Origin of the sequence: Lentiprolixibacter aurantiacus (genome assembly GCF_026241225.1) — a bacterium.
Lineage (GTDB): Bacteria > Bacteroidota > Bacteroidia > Flavobacteriales > Flavobacteriaceae > Lentiprolixibacter > Lentiprolixibacter aurantiacus.
Genome location: NZ_JAPFQP010000001.1, coordinates 1,017,211 through 1,040,033, shown reverse-complemented (window position 1 = coordinate 1,040,033; position 22,823 = coordinate 1,017,211). Strand labels below are relative to the sequence as shown.

Here is a 22,823-nt window from a genome sequence, read left to right as displayed (position 1 = left end):
CGATTTTAACGCAAGCATTAAAACCAGAGCCAAACTTCTAGATCGCCTCCAGGGCTTCAGCGATCCATAACGAAGTTTTCCCCTTTCGCTGACGATAAAGGAGATTATTTCTTCAAATCAGTAATCCTTAGATTCCCATTTCCCTTATCTGCAGAATAGGCTGAGAAACTTCGGTGGTACTCGTCCTGCCTAAGGCAGGATGGCGAGGTTTCGAAGCTGGTTTTAGCTGCTTCAGGTAGCTAAAAATTCCTCAGAGAAGGGCGTCTTTTCTTTTCTCTCTTTTCTTTGGACGGGCAAAGAAAAGAGAAAGGGGTCATTGTTTTCGATGTGCCAGGATGATGGGAGGCTGTCCATTGAATGGATTGGCCATCCTGCCAATGGTTCTCGCTCCCATGCCCGAAGCACGCAGCACACTTTTATCTCCAAATCGCTCGCGGATAGAATCCATGGCCGCATACAGGTTCAGGGCTTCCTCCGTATCTTCAAACAAATTAATCTGGTAATTTCCGGAAACCAGGTGACTGAAACGGATACCCACCAAACGGACCAGTAGCCGCCTGTTATACAAGGTCCTGAAAAGGTCCAGGATCCTGGGGATGAGGATATGGTCTGCACTGGTATAGGGGATCCGCATCTGCCTGGAATAGGTATTAAAATCCGAATACCGGATCTTGACTGCAATACAGGCCGTAAGCTTTTCTCCCCTGCGCAACTGATAGGCCAGGTTTTCCGTCATGGCAATGAGGATACCCCGAAGTTTATTCACATCAATGGTATCCTTGTCAAAAGTCCGTTCAGTAGAAATGGATTTGCGCTCTGAAAAAGGGATCACCGGGCTGTGGTCTACCCCGTTAGCCCGTTTCCAGATGACCCTGCCGTTGGCGCCCAGTACCCGCTGCATGATATCTACGGGCATCTCCTGGATGGTCTGTATTTTCCGAAGCCCCAGATTACGTAGGGTCTGGTAGGTCTTATCGCCTACCATGGGTATTTTTTTGATCGATAACGGGGCGAGGAAAGGCTTCTCATACCCCAGGTCTACCTTGAGCTGATTGTTGGGCTTGGCTTCATTGGTAGCTACTTTGGATACCACCTTGTTGACCGACAAGCCAAAGGAAATAGGAAGACCCGTTTCCTTCATGATCTTTTTGCGCAACTCGGAAGCGTAGCGGTAAGATCCAAAAAAACGGTCCATACCCGTAAGGTCTGCATAGAACTCATCTATGCTCGATTTCTCAAAGACAGGCACCTGTTCCTTAATGATCTCGGTCACTACATCCGAGTGCTTGCTGTAGGTGCCGGCATTGCCCCGGATTACTACGGCTTCCGGGCAAAGTTCACGGGCCATCTTCATGGGCATGCCGGAATGCACTCCAAAACCCCGGGTTTCATAGCTGCAGGCTGCCACTACCCCACGGTCGCTTGTACCCCCTACCAGCAGGGGTTTATCCCGCAATTCACTGTTAATGAGACGCTCTACGGATACAAAAAAAGTATCCAGGTCCAGATGAAGTATGGTCTTTTGCATCGCTATCCAAAAAAGGGATAGCTAATATATGGATTATTTCCTATTTTATGGAATTATTCCTAATATAAATATTTAAAATATGAGCCAGGATTGGTAAAAGGTATTTCCTGATCAAAAAAGCCCTTACTAAAGCCCCTATTCCATAGGTGCTTCAGGTGGGGCTATAACCACATAATCGTACTGGATTTGCCAGCCCTCGTCGGTTTTCTTCCACATAACCAGGTAGTCACCCGTCATTTGCATGGAAGGCATGGGACTGTTTTCATTTGCTGTAAAGGTCTGCACTCCGCGTCCGCGCTCCACGGCACGATCTCCAAGGTATTCAAAGTTGAGGACCTCCAGTTCCAGGTTCCATTCCCCGATGGCCGCAGCTTGACGCTGGGCTTCAATCCAGGCTTCACGACTGTTGATAGGGGGTTGTCCGGATATCATCTGCACCACATCAGGTGCAAAGTACTTTCCGGCTTCCTCGAATTTTCCCTCAAGGATAAGTGCAGGAACAGTGGCATTGATCTCTTCGATCGCCTGAAGGGCAAGGGCGCTTTCCTTTTCGGCCTGGGCAGCCATATCTTCTTCTGAAACCTGCTTTTGTTCTCCGCTACAGGCGGCCAGAAGTAGTACAAAAATCGCGTAGTAAATAACTTTTTTCATGGTAGTGCTTGATTAGTATTGAAGTTTTATCACCTGATATCATGATCAGGTTGCTGATTAAATTAGCAAATTACCTGCAATAAAGTCAAGCCTTACCAGAAAATACGCAAACCACTTTCAGTTGCCTGCTGAAAACTGAGGTCAACCCCGAGACAAAATGGTCCCTGTGAGGTTAATCAAAAGCAAAACCGGTAGACATCCTGAAAATCAGGGCATACAGTCCAACAAAGAACAGTACAAAACTAAACCAGGTGAATACTTTCAAGCTGTACTTCAGCATATAATGACCAAGGTTTCGGAAAGCCTCAGCATAAATCTCCTTAATTAAAACTACTGTTTTCATAACTATTGATTTTATAACTAAGAAGGCAAAGGCTGTACCAGGTTTAGGTTACTTTAGTGTTTTTTGGTTAAACTGCTCAAAAAACGGGCTTAAAAGTCAATTTTTGTCCTAAAAACACAAAAATCCCGCGAAATCGCGGGATCTTTAAATTGCACTCCTGGCTATGGTAATCTGATAGAAAACCCCTGGTTAAAAACTATCCATGATGTCCAGGATAATAAATACCATATACGAGATATACAGGCATCCTATTATCAGAAACAGATGGATAAAATTAAATTTCCTGGGTTTCCGCATATTATTTAATACGTGAAGGGCCTAGTCAAATGGGAAGCCGGTAAAAACCCTGTAAACAAATGCGTAAAGCACAACTGTAAACATTACAAAGCTAAACCAGGCAAAAAGCTTGAAATACCGTTTAACCAGATAATGTCCCAAATTCCTGAATCCTTCCCTGTAAATTTCCTTGATTAGTAAAACAGTTCTCATATGCGATATTTGAATTTATATTCTTTTTTTTAAATCTCTACGACCCAAATATATTTTCATTATTGCCTGAGGTAGCTGTAAATGGTCTATTTACACAATAAAGCGACGAATTGCACAGTAATTGCCAATAATCTATAAAACCAGAACTTTCACGGAAAACGCCCAAATTAGTACGATGCAGATAAAATGAAGAATTCATCGTTGAGGTGAAGCCTGCAAAGATCCCACGAATATGATACTAAAGTTCCCTCGGATATGATATCTGAGGGAACTATGAACGTATAATTTGAACATAAAAAAAGCGGAACCCTATGGTCCCGCTTTTCTTTATTATACAACAATTCCTATTGGACTGTGATGTTGAAGGGCTGACTGATATCAGTTTCCCCTCCGGCATCTGCCAGAGTACCGTCGTTTGGTTTCTTAGGTTCATGACGAAGGGTAGCCTGCAAAGTAGCAGCTCCTGCTGCACCTGTGGTCAGTTCAAAAGAAAGTCCTACAGGGTTACCATTCCCATCCTGATCGGTATAGGTTACATCGGTAATAGCTCCTGTAACTTCATAGAAAAACTGGTGTTCCTCATCCTCAGCCTGCACTTCCAGGGTAATGTCCTCGGCAGGGTTTTCCGTTTTATTTAGCAACTGAATAGTTCCTGTATAAGTAGTAGAGGCATCAAGGGGTCCTGATATATCGATCTCTGGAGCCCCAGGCCCATCTCCATCCAGGTCTTCGGATTGAAGCGTAACGACCGTGCCACCTCCCTGAGGGGAAAGGGTTATAATCATGGTAGTGATCAGCTCTTCTTCGTTTACTGGTGCAGGGGCATCATCATCATTAGAGCAGGAAACAAATAATGCGCCAACAATGGCAAAAGATAAAATGGTTCTAAGGGTTTTCATTTGATTGCAATTTTTAGATTAATAGGTAAGTTTTAATTGTAATACGATATTTCTTCCCAGGTCATCTGCAAAGAACCTCTGCCTGTTCAGATAATCCCGGAAGGAGTTGTCTAATAAATTATTTACAGCCAGACTGCCAGTCAGAGCTGTACGTCCTCCCACAGGAAATGACATGGAAGAACTAAGGTTCAATAAATGATATGCTTCTGGTGGGGTGTTGATCTCCAGGACTACTTCCTGTTGTTGTTCGGGAGAAAACACAACAATATTTTCCGGCACTTCATTTTGCCGGAACACATACTGGCTTTCCAGTGCTATTTCAAAATCATGCCACTCAGGTTGTACAAAGGTTATCTGATTCTTGAACTGGGCAGATGGAATGTTAATCAGGGGAATATCGTTTTCTGTATCCAGGCCCTTTACCAATGAAAAAGCATGGTCTGTGCGCCAGTGCTCTGCGGGAATAAGAAAGGCAGACAGGTCCACCCCCAGCAGCCGGGCATCCGTTTGCCTGAATCCCCATACCGGGAAAGCCCCCCGGAGGGTAAATTCGACTCCTGTTGGTTCCAGCAAGATAAAATCCTGTATAAAATTGGCATAAGGCTCCACGGTATACCCCCAATTTTTAAATGTTTTGCCTGACGTTAGTGAGAATTTATGCGAGGTTTCCTTTCTAATACGCAGGTCGCCCAGTTCAATTCGGGCAGCAGAGTGGTGCAGGCCATCGCTGAATAGCTCTGAGGGGTTGGGTGCCCTTTGGGAAAGGGCGTAATTGAAGCGCATATTGTATCCGTTGTCACTGGAATAAGCAGCTCCTGCAGAGGCAGAAATGTTGTGATAATCAAACACCGGATTGGTAAGGTATTGCGTACCAAGATCCTCAACGATCAGATCGGCAAAGTCGCTTTCATACCCCCTTTCCTCCCATCGGGAGACCCTGTAAAACTTTTGGGCGTCGATACGGTTAAAATCATAACGTGCTCCGGCCTCCAGGGTCCATGAGTTCCCGATGCGGTATTCCCCGGTGACGAAAGCACCCAGATCGTATTTCTCATAATCAGGAATAAGCCTTCTGACTCCTGTTGCCGGGTTGGCAAAATTATCCTGGTAACGCCCCAATAAACCAAACTGAAGTTCATAATTTTCTTTGGCATCCAAAGTAAAGTCCGAGGTGAGGGTATGTGTCTGCAGCTCAAGGTCAATCGATGGGGTATCATCGCGTTCTCCACGGCGCACATCGTATTCAAACCGCCTGTTGTTCTGGTAGTCGTACTGCACATTCCATCTCCCCAGTCCACGGAAACGTTTATAAAAACGGGCCTTTCCCAGGTGATGGGTTACCTCCTGCCGTGGATTTTGCAAATCATAGGTAAATGGACGGATAATCTCCGGTTCACCACTATTGATACTTCGAATAAGGTCGTCCACATTCCCAATATGGGAAGCCCTGAGTATAGCTATTTCCGCATTGTAAAAGGCATAGCGCACATCCCAGCCCCATTCAAATTTTTTGAGTCCAGCCTGAAGGCTTAGCCCGGTTTCCCGTATGCCGGTGTTAGAGAGCACATAATCTGGTGCCTCCCTATCTCCAAGTCTCCTGAACGAACCCTGTCCTTTAACATAGTATCCATTATGGAAAACACGGTTCAATTCTGTAGTGGCGCTGCCCCCTCTACCGTTTAACATTCCCGTTAGCAATGTGCTGCCATAAAGGGAATCTTTTACCGGTACGTTCATTTGTTCCAGCAGGATAACCCCACCAATGGCATCACCACCGTATTTGAGTGCACCGGCCCCTTTGATTACGGTAACTGAATTAGCTGAATTTACATCTACGTTGGGGGCATGTTCGTCGCCCCACTCCATGTCCTGCATGCGCACCCCATCATTGAAGATGAGGACCCGGCTTCCGTTTAATCCATGGATGGCTGGCTTCACAATGTTTGCCCCTGTATTCAGGCTGGAAACCCCGGCAATGGATTTCAGGGCATCCCCCAGGCTTCCTCCGCTGAAGCGCTCCAATTGTTCCCTTTGTAAAAATGCTTCCTGTGCCGTGTTGGTCTTACTTAATAAAGTAGACCCAATTACCTGAACTTCCTCCAGTTCCAGCCGGTGGTGTTCCAACAGTATCTCTTTAAAAGTATCACCGGATATTTCCACTTCGAGAAACAGAGTCTGGCATTCGGAATGTGATGCCTGCACCTGGTAAGTTCCCTTGCATAACCCCATAAACTCAAAATTCCCCTGCTCATCAGTCACGGTAGAACGACCAATTTGACTGATAAAAACACTGGCTTCAGCAAGCGGTGTTTTATCGTGGAAGTCCACCACCCTGCCCTTAAGGTCATAGTTGCATTCCTGGGCAAATATCATCAGCGGGCTAAGCAGCAGTATAAAGCAAACTATCTTGAGTTTCATAAATAAAAGTAATTAGAGAGAGGTACACCTATTGTAATCACAGGTGAATTGGCGATAAGGGGATCAGGCCAGTTGGGGGGGTGGACGGGAAAAGAACCTCATCCAGATATCCTTGTGGTAAGGATGGATAAAGTACCTGGTTAATTCCTCATCAGAAAGGGTAACAGGCACTTCTTCGGGTACGGTCTGCAGTTCCGGATGATCAAAGTCGTCCAGTTCCTGTTGGATTACAAGGGTGCAGACTTCGCAGAGAACTGTCTCTTCTGTTTCTTCGTGTGTCAGTGGATGAAAGGCAGATGCTTTTACCCCCAGAAACAGGAGTAAAAAGAACAACGGAATTCCTTTTTTGAAGTATTGATCCCTCATGCGGCACGAAAGTAAGCGAAGACCTTGAATATTAATGTTAAGAAATTGTGAATTATGCTTGTTGTCAGGAGTTTATAGAAATATATTGATCCGTCAGTGATAATGTATTGATAAGGTAATAAGGACACATTGGCGTCAAATTGAGTGTATCCAGCTTTCTTAAGCTCATTGATCACAAGATCAATCGAAATCTTGTGAACCCTGGGCATTAGTTTGTTTAACCATTAGTTTAAAAGCTTTTGCCGCTACTGCCAAAGACCTTTTTTTCATGCCTTCAACATCACTTTCAAAGGGGTTGTAAGCAAATAATTTAGCATCGAGAAAAAGCTCGTGATGAGAATTAAGTAGATAAGAAAATACATTTTCACCCTCACTGTTAAGGATAAAAACATGGATGCCAAACACAAAAAGAGTCCCATTTCTTTGGGGTTCAAATAGAATTTCTGGTATAATATAATAGTCTGTATCTTTCTTTATCTCTTTTAACTCACTTCCAAGACTTTCCATATCATTTTGAAAGAATTGAAATTGAGCTTTCCCCTTTAATTCACCCGGATTGAGTTTCTCTTTGCTTAAACTGATATCCAAATCATCCAGGCTTTTCAAATTTTGGGCAAATCCTTCAGAAAGTGAAGCAGACCAGGTTGTGGTATTGGGGGTCCTGCTAATGGTGGGGTAAATAATAAATTTCGATTCTTTGTATGAATCTATAAACGCCCGATCAAGTTCTGATTCAGGCCTGAAGCCCGGATTACTAATGCCTTCATCCAAAGTGCTTAATCCCGCAAAAGCGGATTCCTTAATAACACCAAGGTCAATGAGTTCTACATTATCGAGATACACATTTGTATTTATCGTTCCGAACTCAAAACTTAATTTAAGTTCCGGAAATACCGTAAAAACATTAAATTCAATGCTGATATTTCTCCATTCAGTCGTAGCATTTTGTGTATAGTTATTATAGCCTAAATGGCTTGCCCAATTTCCGCCATTCTCCCCCAGAAAAACACCAAAAGTTCGATCTGCATCTGCTTTCACATCAAAAGATAGTTTATAGGAATGACCAGGCTTCAAAGAGAATCCATATTGTATCAGCTGCACGTCAGGTATGTGATTTCCAGAGCTAAGGATCTGGTATTTCAATTGTTGATTTACAACAGAGGCCCTGGCTTTTACCTCATAGTTTTGAAAAACATTTTGAAATGTAAACCAAGTATTTACCGGAGGCGGTCCATCAAAATCTGAACGAAGTTCTGTGGTTAAATTAAAATCTCCATCGGTTATAATGTTTTGGGAATAGACCATTGAAATGGTCAAAAGAGAAAGAGCAAATAATAAGGAATGAAAGCCATTTGTTTTCATGATGTACTTTTTAGAAATACACAAGGTACCTTGTATAAGGGCAAAGGGCAATGACCTTGATCAGCGCCAGGATGTTTCGCATTTCAATAAAAAAGTCCCATCCGGGTTGCGACTTTTTAACCAAGGTGGTAAACTATTGGCCCCGTTTTCTAATCTTTCTCTGTGTTTTCGTGTATAACCCCAATAATAATGCCTGCCGTGATCAGGCTACCTGCAACAATGACCCAGGCAGGAATCCCTTTTTTCATCCACACCTTCTCCACTTTATCTGTATTGATAGGAACCCGTACTATATAACCCTTCACTTCTTCCGCACCGTAAAATTTGCTGCCCTTGGCAAAAATGTTGTAGCGCTCAAAATTCTTGTAAGAACCCAAACCTATATATTCGTATTTATAGGTTTTATCATCAATAGTGATAATCTTAACGGGCTTTCCTTCCTGAGCCGCTTGCTCCAGGGTAACAGGTATTCTGTATAAAGAACAACTTTGCAGGAGGATGAGACCCGACAGAACCAGCGCAAGGACTTTTAGCCAACCCTTAATTTCTTTCATGACGGCAGTATTGCCAATAAAGGTATTGTTGAGGAGGGTGGTGGACAATGATTTAGGTCAGCGCCAGGGTATGGCAGTATTAACAACTTAGTTAGGAATCCGAACTACTTATCCAGGCTTGCGGATCGGGTTTTATATCCTGATTATTGATAACATCAGGTATTCGGACTCCTATATTCTATCTATTTCCCAAATTGGTTTTGAAAGGTTGGAACAGCATTGTTCCAGATTAATAATAAAAAACCAAAATCTTACAGTCATGAAGTCCCTTCGTTACTATTTAATATACTTTTTACTACCGTCTGTAATGATCATTACTTCTATAGCTTGCTCGACCTCTGATGATGCGGATAATCCGTCAAACTGTATTTATTATTAAGTATTTCTTGGAAAAAACTGTGATTGCTCTTATGATGATTTTAATTGTGGAGATAGAATAATAATTACGGAGAGTGAATATAATCGGCTTGAGAATCTTAAATCAAGTAACCCAGAAGGGTGTTTACTTGTGCAGACAATTAATGATGTTACAAATGAGAATATTGAGGGATACTTGATCCAATTACGCCAACTTGAAGTTCCCTTATGTGCTAGCGATCTATTCAAAAACTAAAGCAGAACCGAAATCTACCAGTCATGAAAAAAATAGTCTGTTTAATATTTCTGGTCTCAATTACCCTTGGATGTAGTAAAAGTGCGGAAGACAACTTAATTTCCAGATGTTTTATCGTTAAAGATTCGATAACAGAGCTTCCTATTCAGGGAGCAACAGTTTCAATAGTTAATTACAAGCCCTGCACTAGTATTTACAGTCCTGAATGTCCCCTTGAATCTTCATCCTGGGATAGTCTTACTGATCATGATGGTGAGGCTTGCATTAGTTTTGAATTAGTATATGATTACATCTTTTTACGTGTTACTCTCCTGCAATATAATACTCAAGTATATCAAGGCATGGAGAACTTTCCTAGTGTTATTTATTTAAATCGATTTGAATGAGTGTTTATGTAAGGCCACAGCAAGACCAAGGTTTACTCGGATATAATAACCAAGATGAAACTTTTTGCACCTCGGGTGGACTTGCCTTTCTTGAGTAAAGCTTTCCTAATCGTCCGTTTTGAAAGCCACAAAATTAAGCCCATCGACCCATTTAGCTAATACCCTTTGATTTTTACCGCCAAATTTATTTTTTTGTTACTAACGTATTTTAACCTTTTTCCAAAAACTAAACCAACCACTATATGAGAGTTTCACCCCCTTTAATTGTCTTCTTATTTATAATTCAAACATGCTATTCCCAGTCAACAATCAAAGTGAATCCTGGAGACACCAAACATCTTGGCGAACACTATGTTGATAATGGAATAAACCCACCCCTGGCTATAAGTGGTGGCACCTTATTTGAAAGAGATGGCATCCGATTCAGTTTTCAGTTATATAATGGCCCGGATGCATCGGGCCAAAGCGAAGTGACCTGCGATAATGCCAAACCAGAGAATAATGTTCAGTGTTTTGCTAAAGCAAAGAAGATTAAATACTGGAGATTTAAGTTCCAAATAGAAAACACTAATCCAGACAAAAAAGTAGTATTTAAAAATCTTTCGACAGTTGGATTAAACTTCGAAAATGTGGACCAGCCATTAGTGTTAGGCGCTTGTAACAATGTTACAGGAACCTACATAAAATATCTCTCTGGAAATTATACTCTTGAGCCCAATAGTTCCCTATTGATTGATGATCCTGCCAATGGGGATTGGTTCTTTAATAAACCCAAACTTACGGAGTGGTTCGTGTCAGATTTTATACTTAAACCATTTAACAAATCCGAAGGAACCTCTTCATCAATTAATAAACCAGCAAATAGTCCTTTAAATAAACCTGAAAAAGAAGAAGTCAGTAATAAGGATAATATTTACGATCCCAATAAAGACTATTGTAAAGAAGATAAAAAGGCAAATAAAGGTGATAACCCATATCTGGGAAAATGGACTGCCAAATATTGGACTAGCCCCAAGGGGGTGCCACATAGCTTAACTTTTAAAGAAGATGGAACGGGAGAGTTTTACGTACCAGCCTATGATTCTTCATGTCCCCAGGGTGGAAAGAACATTTATTTTAACTACACTATAACTGATAAGAAAATAGCCCTAAAATATACTGGATCTGATCCCGGGTGCTGGGAAGTAAGTTTGCAAACTTTAGAGGTTAATTATGATGAATCAAACAAGCGTATAAGGCTGCCTGACGGAAATATGATTTACAGCTTCTATAGAGAAGAAAAATAAACGGGAATGTAATGCCGACCTATGTTAAAGGTCTTACTACTTTTAAGAAAATAACATTAAAAGCCAAGTTTATTAATCTAAAGAAACTTGGCTTTTAATTTGGGAAATAAAATATTCATTATTATGGTCAGTAACGTTCTAAAATGTCCTAAAAATCTATCCTCCAGACAAGGTTTTATTTCTTATTTAAGAGAACTTCTAATTCGGCAATTTCTTTTTCAATTTTAGACTTTGTACCTATAAGTTTTTCGTTATCCGGATATTTTTTCATTGTGGGTTTCAATAGCCCTAAGGCATTTTTATAATTCTTCATCGACTTTTTAGGTTTGATGTTTTTATATATTTCCCCATAATACTGAAATGTGGAAATACTTTTTAATACCCGATCAACTCTTCGATTTTCGATGGCTTTTTCCTCAAGTAATTCATATTCACTTGCTGTTAAACTATTTCCCTCAATACAATCTACAGTCTTACACAACATTCTTTCTTGAAATAATTCATTCGCTGACTTTCCTGTTCTTTCTTCATCTCTTTTGATCCATTGTTTTACCAAGTCGTTTGCCCTTGTATTTTTGAATCCACTCCAAATACCTCCACTTATGGAACTTTGTCTGTCCAGGTATTCATATAAAGCAAATGGTGTAGTTTTCTTCCTGAACCAGGAACTAACATCCATATAGTAGTTTAACTTGTCCCCATTTCCCAGTAACATTCGCAATTTTGAGTCGTTTTTCGAAGGTTTCTTAGCAGTAACTGGTCCACCTAAATCAATAGTCCGGTTTCTAACATCTAAAATTTCCTTTAATAACGATCTTTGTTCATCCAGGTCTAACTCAAAAAACTTTGTAGAAAACCATCGGTCAAATTCATCACTCCTATAAGGATTACTTAAATAGAACTGGATTAGGTGGTAGTTATCAAGAAGCCTTTTGTCCATATTCTGGTAATTCTCTTCTTGAAAGTCGTGAAGTAGAATTTTATTGAATCGATTGAGTTTTTCTTTGCTCATTTCAGAGATTAGCTGTTGCTTAAATCTTTTATCTCGATCCCGCTTGAAGTAGTTTCCTATCCTGTTTTTATCCCATTCGTTTCGATTGTTATACTCCGTGATTAATTTTTCATTCTTTAATGTTTTGAATAGTTTGACTAATGTATCGGTTTGATACTTCATGATTAGTCTTATTCTATCAGCTCTTCGCTCAGATATTTCTCTGTAAACACTGTTTAAACTAGTAGCCTTTGCTTTATCTATTAACCAGTTTGCATTGGAAAGAGCACTCTCCTCACTACTGCGAAGCTTTTTCTCCTCTGTAAAGAACTCATTGTATTTACCATTAATAAAAAGTTGTCTTACCTTTTCATCTTCTTCCGGTAGCCGTCTTAAGGAAGCGTTTAGCCTTTGCGTTCTATTTTCAATGTTCTCTTGTCGCTCAGCCTGTAAACCACTGACAATTTGTGAAGCTGCTCCCAATCCGGCCGTAACCACAGTTTCCTCAAGCATGCCTGCATTTGCAAAAGTGTAACTGGCACCCACAAAATCTCCCGCAACGATCTGCTCAGAAGCTACACCATATGCCTGCATCTCTCTTTGTTCCCTTTGCCTTTTTTCCTGCTGAATGGCAAGCTGATTAGCCTGGTTTATTTCCTCCGGTGTTTGCTGGTAATTCTGATCTCCATTACCAGAACCAGAACCACTTTTGCCATTGGTTGAATCACTGGCATTTCCCTGATTACCAAGGGACAAATACCTGGTATTATCGGTACTACTTGGTTGATTATTTATCTGATTCTTATAATACACAATTTTATCCCTGATAGCCTGGATATGTAGATCGATATTATCGCATTGTGTACTACTATATTTTGAATTCATTCTACTTGCAATAGCTTGTTGCAAATTATCATATTGAGAACAGAGACTCCTTAAATTTCTCTTTTGAACAAATGATTGCACCTCTCTTAGTTTATTTTCCAAATGCGTAACCCATTGCTCTTTAGTTTTAGCTCCTCCACTGAAAGTTCCTGCCTTCACATCCTGAAAATCCGTCATAGCGGGAAAAAAAGTCTTTTCTAATTCTCGCTTTTGTTCCTCAAGCCTTTGTAACTCCCAGTCAATATCATCCTCAGCCAAAGCTTTTGCTTGTGCCTGCAGGGATAAACAGAATACACTAAATATCAGGGTGAGAAAATATTTCATCTGAATGGATTTTAATTAAACGTTCGGGATTCCTTTAGAACTTTAAGACAATCTCCACAGGTCGAATTACACTCTGATTAAATGTAACATCTCCAGTTATAAATACTCCTTCGGAAGTTTCTTGAAAGGATGTAAAATAATTTAACCCACTAACTGGACCAATGGCATCATCAAGACGAAAAAAATGGTCGCCTAGAGAATTTCGAAAATTAACAGTTCTATAAGGAATAGATAACGACTGGTCGGAACCATCTTCATTACTTATATTAACCTCGATTCTCCAGGACAAACAGCCGAAAGTATCAGTCCAAACAAACGAACAATCCGAGTCAGATGGCTTATGACCTATCATATAATGTCTTGTGCCACAAGTATTGCTATAGTCGTAATACTCCACAGGATTTGCAAATCTTATTATTTCACCAGTGTCTAAATACTTTACATAACTTTCTCTAAAATCCCTTTCCACTACATCATTGCCAGACACAGTAAAAAATAAATCTGTGGTGGAATTAGAAGTAATCCACTGAGTGCCAAATATGGTTGTATTTGCCCCATTAGAAATTGCTCCAAAAGCTGTACTGATAAAATTCCATTGCTTTAAAAATTTAAATAACCACTTACTTTCCAAAGGTATTTCCGATACACAATTACTAATTATACTTTCTGACTTACCTATAATTAGGTCCGCAACCTGCAGAAGAAGAACTCTTACATCCTTAGTATTCATACTTATATCAATACTGCTTTCAATCGCAGTAGTGGCAGTATTTATAATAGTAGTAGCACAACTGGATGTTTCAAGAAATGGTATAAGTGTTACCAAGAGATTATAGGAGAATTGCCCCAGGTTATCATAAAAGGCTTGCTCGTGTTCTGGGCTACATTCATCTGACCCGGGCTTACCTGTTCTGAATTTAAAAGTAAAATCGCCATCTCCCTGCAAGGTATATTCTTCGTCAATTGGATCGCCTATAGAGCCGCCGCCTCCTTGAAAAAGCTCTGAAAGTGAAGTTGGGACTATTTGAACACCTTTTACCTTGATGTTATCAATCTTATCCCCATTTTTATAAACACCAATTATCGTATTATATACATTGGGAACAGTACCCTGTCCAGCGTTAAAAATGAAGTTTCTTCCTGCTCTTGACATGAAAACAGGCAATTCTTCATTATTGGAGTTAGGACGAGAAGAAGATTGAAAAACCGCAACCAGGGCCTGCATTATTGCTGTATTGTTTGAATCGAATAAATCATTACCTGCAGCTATATTTTGCTCAATCGCCTCTACTAATACCTGAAAATTACTGTCTCCCAAAAATCTATTGATCAACAATCTTTTTCCTTCTTCAGAAAGGTCTAAAACTGATGGCGACATCATTAGCAAACCTAAAGCCGTTGAAGTTGAAGTAATATCATTATTGGGACTATCGGGATATTTATATCCTATCAAAAACACATTATCATTAGCATCAGCAAGATAAGTGGCCGTGTAATCTCCATATACATCCAGTTCAAAACCACCATTAGAAATCGTGCTCTTATTAGTTGATGACGATACGGTCAGCGAACTTAAATTAAGGCTACTCCCTTCAGGCAAATCGATGTTCCCTGATACAACTGAGAAAGATTCTGAATTTGGACCTGGTGCTGGCGAATCCACATCAGGATCTGTATTTGGTCCAGAGTCATTTTTGGAACAATTGCTTAATACAAACAGTAAAATAAATGCAATAAGAAGTTTGGATGAGGTTCTCATTTTTTGGTTGGATTAAATACCCTGCTGGGTAATAATAATAGTATTGCAGGAAAGTATTTCTGACAGGGGATTTTCGAAATAATGGATTATCTACATAAAATGCAAATGAATCTGACAAACTGCAGGTATAGTTTACAAAATCTTACATTTTGTCACAGCCATGTTGTTGATTGCTTAAACAGACTATGTGACAAAAAGAGAATTGACATAAAACAAATTCCAAACGGGAAAGTTAATGTCTATTCCAAATTCAATCTGAAACGAATGTGCGTGCAAGGAATGAATAAAATGTTAGAAATGTTAGCTCGGGTGGACTTGCCTTTCTTAAGTAAAGCTTCCCTGCTCGCTCGTTTTGAAAGCCGAAAAAAGAAACACGGCGTTCGTTTCAAAATACGAAGTTTGACACCCAATAGAATCATCTCAAAACTCGCCGGGAATGCTTTCTTCTCAGAAAGCTTCCCTACTCGCTCGTTTTGAAAACCACAAAAAGAAGTATCGCCCTTGTACAAAAAAAGAAGCGAGCTTCTTTTTTTGAAGCTCGCTCGCACTTCCACATTTTGTGGTTTATCCGTACCTCGGGTGGGAATCGAACCCACACGGTATTGCTACCACTGGATTTTGAACCTGCCTGCCGGCAGGCAGGTCCAGCTTTATTGCAAAGTCTTCAAAAACTCCTTACCTGACCCGGACTTTAGAAACTTTTCATGCTTTCGGGCTTCAGACCTTGTTGCAAATCCCTTTGTGTAAATCAATTCATATGGACTGTAAGCTTTGGTCTTCTTGTTGTAACCCTTATTATGTTCCTTTAACCTTCGAACAATATTATTTGTAATACCAACATAAATGTATTTTCTATGAATACTTCTTATAGCATAGACCTCAATCATATCTCTAAAAATAAAAAAGCCTCATCCTGGATGAGGCTTTTGTACCAAAGGTGGGACTCGAACCCACACGCCCTTGCAGGCATTGGATTTTGAATCCAACGTGTCTACCAATTCCACCACTTTGGCAAGTGTCCTTCTGATAGCAGGCAGATCTACCTCCCGATAGCTATCGGGACCGCCACCGAGGCAAAGGGTCTGCAAAGCTATAAAATACTCTCCATTTGTAAAATTAAAATTTCAGTTTTATCCTTTAGCAACCCAAATAATTGTTTAAATTTGCACCTCCTTAAAACACAGGGTACCAAAAATTTAGACAATAAGTATACTGGCATGCCTTATCAAGTTCCTGAACCGAAAATTTTTGCCTGCTCCCAAAGCAGGGAACTCGGAGAAAAAATCGCCGCATCATACGGAATGGAACTGGGGAATGTAAATTTCTCCAGATTCAGTGACGGGGAATACCAGCCCTCATTTGAGGAATCCATCCGCGGGACCAGGATTTTTATTATTGGCTCCACCAATCCGAGTTCGGAGAACCTGATGGAAATGCTGCTTATGATAGATGCGGCCAAAAGGGCTTCTGCACGGCACATAACCGCCGTGATCCCCTATTACGGATGGGCCCGACAGGATCGCAAAGACAAGCCAAGGGTGCCCATTGCAGCCAAACTTATTGCCAAGATGCTGGAAGCTGCTGGTGCTACCCGTATTATCACCATGGACCTGCACGCAGACCAGATACAGGGATTCTTTGAAAGGCCGGTAGACCACTTATACGCCTCTACCTTATTCCTGCCTTACCTAAGAAGCCTTAACCTGGACAACCTGACTATTGCCTCACCGGATATGGGAGGTTCCAAGAGGGCTTATGCTTATTCCAAAGCATTGGAAAGCGATGTAGTGATCTGCTATAAGCAGCGCGCTAAAGCTAATGTTATTTCCCACATGGAACTCATCGGTGATGTAACCGACAAAAATGTAGTCCTTGTAGATGACCTTGTGGATACGGCCGGAACCCTTACCAAGGCAGCCGACCTGATGATGGAACGAGGAGCCAAAAGCGTTCGTGCCATAACAACACACGGTTTGCTTTCAGGCAATGCCTATGAAAGGATCGAAAAATCAAAACTGTTAGAACTCATTGTCACAGACTCCATCCCTATCCAAGCCAAAAGTGATAAGATCAGGGTGTTAAGCTGTGCCGATCTGTTCGCCGATGTAATGCAACGTGTTCACAACAACACCTCCATTGCGTCCAAATTCATCATGTAAATCATTACTTATTATATAAAATGAAGTCAATTACAATCAAAGGATCAGAAAGAGAAAGCGTGGGCAAGAAGGCAACGAAAGCCCTACGTAATGCTGGAAAGGTCCCTTGCGTGGTCTACGGAGGGGATAAACCACTACACTTTTCAGCGGATGAAATCGCATTCAAGGATTTAGTGTACACCTCAAAAGCCCACACTGTTGTGGTTGATTTGGAAGGGGGAGCAAAAGTTAAAGCCGTTATGCAGGATATTCAGTTCCACCCGGTAACCGATAAAATTCTGCACATTGATTTTTACCAGTTGTTCCCGGACAAAGAAGTTACCATGCAAATCCCGGTAAGACTACAAGGGAATTCTCCAGGGGTTAGAAATGGTGGGCGATTGCTTTTCAGGAGGCGTAAGCTTACTATCAAAGCACTTCCGGACAACCTGCCCGATTTCTTTGACGTGGATATTTCTAAATTGAAGATCGGTGACCATATTTCGGTAGATACACTTAAGAAAGATGAATTCTCCATCCAGCACCCGGATTCTTCGGTAGTTGTTCAGGTTAAGATGGCTCGTGCTGCTGTTGTGGTCGACGAGGAGGAGGAAGAAGAACTTGAAGGAGTAGCAGCTGAAGGCGCTGAAGCCGCAGCTGAAGGTGCCGAAGCTCCGGCAGAAAGCAACGAATAGTTCTAAAACATTCAGATACAAGCATCCCTTTTGCTCACGGCTTAGGGATGCTTTTGTATTTTTAAGGCATGTTATTTCGCTTAATATCCGGGCTTTTTAAAAAAGAGGCAGGCATACTGGGAGAAACAGATGAGGCTATGAAAAAGTTTATGTTAGTAGGTTTGGGCAATATTGGTCCGGAATACGCCGGCACTCGCCATAATGTAGGCTTCAAAATCCTGGATGCTCTCGCTGCAAAAATGGATTTCGCCTTTGAACCTGCTAAACTCGCGGATATAGGCACCTTCAAAGTCAAAGGACGCCAGGTATTATGCATCAAACCGTCTACCTATATGAACCGCAGTGGCAAGGCGGTGAAATACTGGTTGGACAAGGAGAAAATACCCCTGGAAAATGTGCTTATCATTACAGACGATATCAACCTTCCATTTGGTACATTGCGACTTAAATCCAAAGGAAGCGACGGAGGCCATAACGGGCTCAAAGATATACAGCAAGTACTACAGACCACGCAATACCACAGACTCAGGTTTGGTGTTGGAAGCGATTTCAGCAAAGGGAAGCAAGTAGATTACGTACTCGGAAAATGGGATGTCCCGGAAGAAGAAGCCCTGCCCGAGCGGATGGATCGCATCATGGATCTCATCCCTTCATTTATCCTCGCGGGACCAAAGATCACCATGAACCAATTCAACAATACCTAGCCTAAAGTACCCTAAAACTATACACCCCGGTATCAGAAGTGTTGTTTTCCCTGTCCCTGCTAATGATCTTCCAGTAGTATACCGTGTTTCGCTGCACCACTATTCTTGTGCTGTTCAAGCTTACAGACGGACTCGCAGCAAGCGTGGTCGGTGGATTAGAAGTATCCAGGTAAATTTCATATCCAGCCAGATCATTGTCAACATCAGATCCGGACCATTGGAGGGTAATCTCGTTATTAATATCCGGCACAACAGAAGCCCCTGAAACCGGGAATATTATTTCAGCTGGGAAAGGCGCATAGCTATCCTGTGACCCGGCATTGTAAAACAACCAGGATTCGCTGCTGACAATATCTTCCGTTTGTTCATTTCGAGTACGGATTTCCCAGCGAAAAAGTGCTCCTTTCTCCAACGGGCGAACAGCAGAAAGGGCAGTTGTGGTAATGGTCTGGGTTGATCCGGTATTCAAATTGGTAACCCTTAATTCATACGTATCGGTAAACCTTGCTTCCTGCCAGCGGAATTCTACCTGACTGGTCACATCATTGAGGTCAATTCCAGTTGTGCACTCTGAATTTCGTTCAGGAAATACCAGAAGCGCCGCCTCCGGGGGCTTGGGTGGGGAATCCTTGCCGCAGCTCAAAAACAGGATCCCGGTTACTAATAAAATTACACTCCTCATCGCCTGATCATTTTATGGGTTTCATTCAGCGATTCTCCTTTCAGGGAAATGAAATACATGCCGGAAGGCCAGGCACTGGCATCCAAATCAACCTGATTCATCAACCCAGAATAACTGAATTGTTTGAACATCCTGCCCTGTATGTCAAAGACAATCACCTGCAGGCCATCCTGTGGTTCTACAAGAAATATGGAAAACTGATCCTTAACAGGGTTTGGATATAACAGCGTACGGTCTCCCAGGAAATAACTCTCCTCAAACAGACCCTGGCAAGGCAAATCCCCGGTTACCCTCAGGGTATTGGGCCCATTATCCAGTTTAAGTGTTACCAAAGGATCCGACGTCCGGGTTAATACACCATTGAGTTCGATGTTAAAGAAGTCGGCCCCATTTAGACTAAGGGTAACTTCAGTTCCATCTGCTGAAAGGATACCATTGATGTCTATGGGTTCCGGCTCGGATATTACCGCTTCAAAACAAAGGGTTTCATAGGTGATGCTCCCTTCGGTGCCATTTATACATATCTGATAAACACCGGCTCCTAAATTGGAAAGGGAATATCCATTGGTAAAACTATCGTTCAGGTCAGTTCCCGGACCAGTTATGCTAACGGTATAATCCCGGGTAAGTGCCGGATTGATTTGTATACTGCCATCATTGTTCCCCCTGCAGGATTCACTGCTTATGGAAAGGGTAAAATTATTTTCATCAAAACGGTATACGGGACATCCATCGGCGTTTACTTCCAAACCTTCAGGGGTGCCGAGACAAAGATCGTCCGTATCATCGAAAACCCCATCGTTGTCATTGTCCGGCCTGTACTGGCCTTCGGCACATATAGACAGGGAAAAGCCATTGATAAAGCCGCCATCTGCTGTAAACACATCACTAACCTCTAAGGTCCAGGTTCCCAGGGTGGATTCCCCATTGAAAGAGGAAAGTGAGCCTACAGGTTTAACCGTTCCAGAGATGGCCGGGTCAACACCACAGCTCAATGGCTGGGCATCATCGTCAAAAATAGCATTGATGTTCTCCCTGGAACCACAGGCATTGGCCACAAGGGTTACGGCGGTACCAGAAGGGGAAATGAGGCGTATAACCAAATCAGATACGTAGGTATGTTCAATATTCACTTGAACATCAACATCTGCAATGGTAAGGTCATTCAAAAACATGATTTCTGAAGTAACCGTGGGAGTTCCGGCAGAAGAGATCGCCCTTGGCGTATCCGTGGCATCTCGTGTTTCACAATCCAGTTGTATGGTGGTAAAATTAAAGGCTGTGGAAAAAGTTCCCTCTCCACAAGGGTTTACCGGTTTAACGCGCCAGTAATAGGTGGTGCTTTCCTGCAAGCCCTGGGGTTCAAACTGATTTTGCAGCACGCTGCCCGAATCAACCACATTGCCAAAAGCAGCATCTGTAGCAATTTCTACCTGGTAGCTGCTAGCATTGGCGTTGGCCTCCCATTGCAATACCGGTAGCAAACTCACATCAGAAGCCCCGTTGGCTGGACTTAGCAGGGACACGTCTGCAAAAGAATTATTGTACACCTTTAACTGCAGGGTAACGGTTGTTACCTGGCTGGCACTGGTGGCCGTTACGGTAAGTGGATATTCCCCTGCTGCAACAGTCGCTGTATTGGAAATTGTCAGGTTTACGGAAGTTTCCGCATCAACGCTTGAAGGATTAAACGAAACGCCCAGTCCTGCTGGAGCATCGGGTATAGAAAAAGTCACTGTTTCACTAAATCCCTGATAAGTCTCAAATTCAAAAGGGATAGTAAGGTCATTGGGCTGACAGACTTCATAGTCCAGCGCCTCAAAATCCATCACCACCTCGGATTCGGTAATGGTAAAGTCCGCTGCATTGACAGCAAAAAAGATATTGTTGGAGGCCTTCACCATGATCCGCCCGGTACTACTGGCAGAACCTGGTAGCAAGACTTCCTGCTCCCCGTCGTTAGGCACCTGCTCAGCCAGGATTATAGGGAAGCTGTTACCGCCATCAAGCGAAAGAAATATATCTACATACTGGGCAAAAATGGGAGCTTCATCAGTTCCGGACACCTCCCAGCTTACGGTCTGGGCAGACCCCGCGGAATAGGTTGTGGTATTTGACTGGGAAGTCACCACAAATGGCCCGGCATTATTCACCACATCAACCTTCATCAACGCAGAAGTAAGTTGACCCCCTCCTGCCGCATTGTCCCTAACCGTAAGTGCAAAGTTCATTTCCCGTTCTACTGTAGATACCGTTTCCCAGGCAGAATTCTCAACAGGATTTGTTTGCGTAAGGTTGCCACTGGCCACCCTGGAAAGTTTTGGGAAATAGCGTTCCGGACTGGAAGTGGGTTCAAGGGATCGGAAATTGGCACCACTGACGTTTTCGGGCCCAAAGGTACTGGCCGTAACCAGCCCATTGTCTGCCTGTTCCCAGGTATAAGTAAGCACATCTCCCGTATCCGGATCCGATGCATTTCCGGTAAGTACAAATGCGGTTCCCCTGGGAATGCTGTAATCGGTCAGGGGTTGTATCAGGGGCGGGTTATTGGCAAGCGGGAGTTCTACAGCACAGCTATTGCCCTGCAGGTAATTGGCTATCTGGAAAATGCTGATATAGTGAAAGTAAGGATCACTAAAACCGGCCACATCATCTTCCCCGGTGATTCCCGCATAACTCATTATTGTAGTACCACTGCCCGGTTCAAATTGCACTCCGGTTCCTTCCGGAGTATGAGAGAAGGTGTGGTTGGCCCCGAACTGATGGCCGAGTTCATGGGCTACCAGATCAATATCATACCGGTCTCCCTCAGGATTCAATGATGCCGAATAGGCACTTGCCTTTCTTTCGTCCTGGCAAACGGCACCTATAAATCCGGCGTTTCCGCCTATGTTCTCTTCATGGAAAAGGTGACCAACATCATAATTCAGGGCCCCTATAGTAGAGCTAATCGTGTTCTGAGTTTCTGTATTGAGGTTGCCACCATAGGGGTCTGTATCCGGGTCTGTAAATATTATCAGGTCGTTATCAGCAACCAATTCAAAAGTAACAGCCAGATCAGTCTCAAAAACTTCATTTACCCTGGTAAGTGTGGCATTTATAGCAGCAAGGGCGTCTGCTACTGTACCCCCGTGAAAAACCGTATACTCTCCCGTAGCAGAAACAGCAATGCGGTACCTGCGCAGGACCTGATCATCGAACAGGGGGAAAGTTTGTGGCATCTCAGGCATCCTGGCAGTCTGTGTATTACAGACAAATTCTGCCTCCCGGGAAGACAGTCCATCTCGATTATAAATTGCATAAACATTGGCTCCCTTGTTGAGCTTTTCAATAAAAGTTGGAATGCCTTTATCCGGTGAGATCATCATACTTTGCAAGCCGTTATGGGAGTAGCTGAAACGTATTTTTACCGGATCTGCTCCTGTACTGTATCCTGTAAACGACCTGATATTGGGATATTTGGCCGCCAGTTCAGGGGCAAAAACAGGGGTTTCCTTTACCCGAAATTGAATAAACCGGCCTTTGGCGTCTGGAAAGTAAATAGTTTCGCTGGAAAGCACGCCGGGACTTATCCCATTCAGCCTTTTACCAAGTTCCGCCTCATCCAGGCTAAAAAGTGCAGGTTTCTCACCGTTAGCCTCCACCTGGAAACGTTCCGGAATCCTCTCAACCGAAGATGACGGCATCCAGTATACCGTTTGGGACCAAAGGCAAAAGGAAAAAAAGAAGATGGGAATTGATAAAACAAGA

The 22,823-nt window shown here is 42.5% G+C and carries 19 protein-coding genes and 1 tRNA gene; 5 read left to right on the top strand and 15 right to left on the bottom strand.

All coding sequences use genetic code 11. From position 1 onward, the window contains the following. Positions 1–313: 313 nt before the first annotated feature. From dinB to OO016_RS04590, 9 genes are all read right to left on the bottom strand, one after another. Positions 314–1,528: a DNA polymerase IV gene (dinB, locus tag OO016_RS04630; protein WP_266011232.1), complete on the bottom strand. Its 1,215-nt coding sequence runs from the start codon at positions 1,526–1,528 to the stop codon at positions 314–316. Positions 1,529–1,663: 135 nt separating this feature from the next. Then, a complete protein-coding gene (locus OO016_RS04625; protein ID WP_266011230.1) occupies positions 1,664–2,179 on the bottom strand; it encodes a YybH family protein in 516 nt (171 codons plus the stop codon). 172 nt (positions 2,180–2,351) lie between these two features. Continuing rightward, positions 2,352–2,522, bottom strand: a complete 171-nt coding sequence (locus OO016_RS04620; RefSeq protein ID WP_266011228.1) for a DUF6747 family protein — start codon at positions 2,520–2,522, stop codon at positions 2,352–2,354. Positions 2,523–2,840: 318 nt separating this feature from the next. Then, the gene (locus OO016_RS04615; RefSeq protein ID WP_266011226.1) at positions 2,841–3,011 is read right to left on the bottom strand and encodes a DUF6747 family protein; all 171 of its coding nucleotides are present in this window, start codon (positions 3,009–3,011) and stop codon (positions 2,841–2,843) included. Positions 3,012–3,355: 344 nt separating this feature from the next. Continuing rightward, positions 3,356–3,910, bottom strand: coding sequence for a type 1 periplasmic binding fold superfamily protein (locus tag OO016_RS04610; protein WP_266011224.1), 555 nt, complete (start codon positions 3,908–3,910; stop codon positions 3,356–3,358). Between the two features lie 18 nt (positions 3,911–3,928). Continuing rightward, positions 3,929–6,328 (bottom strand): TonB-dependent receptor, encoded by a 2,400-nt coding sequence (locus OO016_RS04605; protein ID WP_266011222.1) that lies wholly within the window; start codon positions 6,326–6,328, stop codon positions 3,929–3,931. Positions 6,329–6,391: 63 nt separating this feature from the next. Then, positions 6,392–6,694, bottom strand: a complete 303-nt coding sequence (locus OO016_RS04600; RefSeq protein WP_266011220.1) for a hypothetical protein — start codon at positions 6,692–6,694, stop codon at positions 6,392–6,394. Between the two features lie 180 nt (positions 6,695–6,874). Continuing rightward, complete coding sequence (locus OO016_RS04595; RefSeq protein WP_266011219.1) at positions 6,875–8,056, bottom strand: carbohydrate binding domain-containing protein; 1,182 nt, start codon at positions 8,054–8,056, stop codon at positions 6,875–6,877. Between the two features lie 149 nt (positions 8,057–8,205). Further along, complete coding sequence (locus OO016_RS04590; protein WP_266011218.1) at positions 8,206–8,610, bottom strand: hypothetical protein; 405 nt, start codon at positions 8,608–8,610, stop codon at positions 8,206–8,208. A 636-nt stretch (positions 8,611–9,246) separates the two neighbouring features. Here OO016_RS04590 and OO016_RS04585 point away from each other — a divergent pair. Both OO016_RS04585 and OO016_RS04580 read left to right on the top strand, forming a co-directional pair. Further along, positions 9,247–9,609 carry a hypothetical protein gene (locus tag OO016_RS04585; protein WP_266011217.1) on the top strand — a complete coding sequence of 121 codons (363 nt, stop codon included), beginning with the start codon at positions 9,247–9,249 and terminating at the stop codon, positions 9,607–9,609. 242 nt (positions 9,610–9,851) lie between these two features. After that, complete coding sequence (locus OO016_RS04580; RefSeq protein ID WP_266011216.1) at positions 9,852–10,895, top strand: hypothetical protein; 1,044 nt, start codon at positions 9,852–9,854, stop codon at positions 10,893–10,895. Positions 10,896–11,070: 175 nt separating this feature from the next. On the opposite strand, the gene OO016_RS04575 is transcribed toward OO016_RS04580, so the two are convergent. The 4 genes from OO016_RS04575 to OO016_RS04560 form a co-directional block, all read right to left on the bottom strand. Next, positions 11,071–13,095, bottom strand: coding sequence for a hypothetical protein (locus tag OO016_RS04575; RefSeq protein WP_266011215.1), 2,025 nt, complete (start codon positions 13,093–13,095; stop codon positions 11,071–11,073). A 34-nt stretch (positions 13,096–13,129) separates the two neighbouring features. Beyond that, complete coding sequence (locus OO016_RS04570) at positions 13,130–14,854, bottom strand: TorF family putative porin (protein WP_266011214.1); 1,725 nt, start codon at positions 14,852–14,854, stop codon at positions 13,130–13,132. Positions 14,855–15,504: 650 nt separating this feature from the next. Next, a complete protein-coding gene (locus OO016_RS04565) occupies positions 15,505–15,741 on the bottom strand; it encodes a GIY-YIG nuclease family protein (RefSeq protein ID WP_266011213.1) in 237 nt (78 codons plus the stop codon). A gap of 42 nt (positions 15,742–15,783) precedes the next feature. Then, positions 15,784–15,867: transfer RNA gene (locus tag OO016_RS04560), tRNA-Leu, on the bottom strand. Between the two features lie 204 nt (positions 15,868–16,071). On the opposite strand from OO016_RS04560, the gene OO016_RS04555 reads away from it, so the two are divergent. From OO016_RS04555 to pth, 3 genes are all read left to right on the top strand, one after another. Beyond that, on the top strand, positions 16,072–17,013 hold the full coding sequence (locus OO016_RS04555; protein WP_266011212.1) for a ribose-phosphate pyrophosphokinase: 942 nt from the start codon (positions 16,072–16,074) through the stop codon (positions 17,011–17,013). A 20-nt stretch (positions 17,014–17,033) separates the two neighbouring features. Beyond that, positions 17,034–17,687 (top strand): 50S ribosomal protein L25/general stress protein Ctc, encoded by a 654-nt coding sequence (locus OO016_RS04550; protein ID WP_266011211.1) that lies wholly within the window; start codon positions 17,034–17,036, stop codon positions 17,685–17,687. A 68-nt stretch (positions 17,688–17,755) separates the two neighbouring features. Next, complete coding sequence (gene pth / locus OO016_RS04545) at positions 17,756–18,391, top strand: aminoacyl-tRNA hydrolase (RefSeq protein WP_266011209.1); 636 nt, start codon at positions 17,756–17,758, stop codon at positions 18,389–18,391. 1 nt (position 18,392) lies between these two features. Here pth and OO016_RS04540 read toward each other — a convergent pair whose 3' ends face one another. Then, positions 18,393–19,073 (bottom strand): hypothetical protein, encoded by a 681-nt coding sequence (locus OO016_RS04540; RefSeq protein ID WP_266011207.1) that lies wholly within the window; start codon positions 19,071–19,073, stop codon positions 18,393–18,395. Beyond that, positions 19,070–22,759 (bottom strand): zinc-dependent metalloprotease, encoded by a 3,690-nt coding sequence (locus tag OO016_RS04535; protein WP_266011206.1) that lies wholly within the window; start codon positions 22,757–22,759, stop codon positions 19,070–19,072. Before OO016_RS04535 ends, OO016_RS04540 begins: the two co-directional genes overlap by 4 nt. Positions 22,760–22,823: the final 64 nt, after the last annotated feature.